At 34.2% G+C, this 567-nt stretch carries 1 protein-coding gene and 2 pseudogenes; 2 read left to right on the top strand and 1 reads right to left on the bottom strand.

What is annotated here, in order from left to right; translation table 11 throughout:
* Together tnpA and GPK60_RS11945 are read left to right on the top strand one after the other, a co-directional pair.
* Positions 1-234, top strand: a pseudogene (tnpA, locus tag GPK60_RS11950) (IS200/IS605 family transposase); the annotation flags it as partial.
* A gap of 18 nt (positions 235-252) precedes the next feature.
* Positions 253-396: pseudogene (locus tag GPK60_RS11945) on the top strand (helix-turn-helix domain-containing protein); the annotation flags it as partial.
* Between the two features lie 30 nt (positions 397-426).
* Here the strand turns inward: GPK60_RS11945 and GPK60_RS11940 are convergent.
* A partial coding sequence (locus GPK60_RS11940) for a transposase (RefSeq protein ID WP_215660318.1) occupies positions 427-567 on the bottom strand: 141 nt, incomplete at its 5' end.

Here is a 567-nt window from a genome sequence, read left to right as displayed (position 1 = left end):
ACAGATAAAGACCATATTCATTACATGATAGAGACAGAACCGACAATGTCTATTAGTAAGATTGTAAACCTGATGAAGAGTTATACAACATACCATATATGAAAAAGTTATCCCCAATATTTACGAAAACAATTCTGGAAAGAACATACCTTTTGGACAGATGGATATTTTGCCTGTAGTGCAGGAAATGTATCGGAAGAAATGCGGAAGAGATATATAGAAAATCAAGGTTGAGAAAGAGGGTGACAGTGGATGTTAAAGGCATATAAATACAGAATATATCCTAATAATGAGCAGAAAATACAGATCGCAAAAACATTTGGCTGTTGCCGTTTTGTATATAATCAGACACTGGCATACCGGAAAGAAGTATATGAGAAAGAGAAAAAATCAGTTAGAGCGTGTTTGAAAAAAATCAGAAATTGTTTATTTTAACCAAATCAATATGGAAGCAAGGCATAAAAATCCCAGATAGGTACATGCAAGTTTATCATAACGGGTCGCTATCCTCCGATACGCTTTTAATTTCAAGAACAGCTTTTCTACAAGATGCCGCTCTTTATAAAG

It is taken from the genome of Ruminococcus sp. MCC718 (genome assembly GCF_018783905.1).
Taxonomy (GTDB): Bacteria; Bacillota; Clostridia; order Lachnospirales; family Lachnospiraceae; genus Hominisplanchenecus; species Hominisplanchenecus faecis.
Note: the sequence above shows the minus strand (reverse complement) of the source record. Positions and strands in the feature narration are given on the sequence as shown.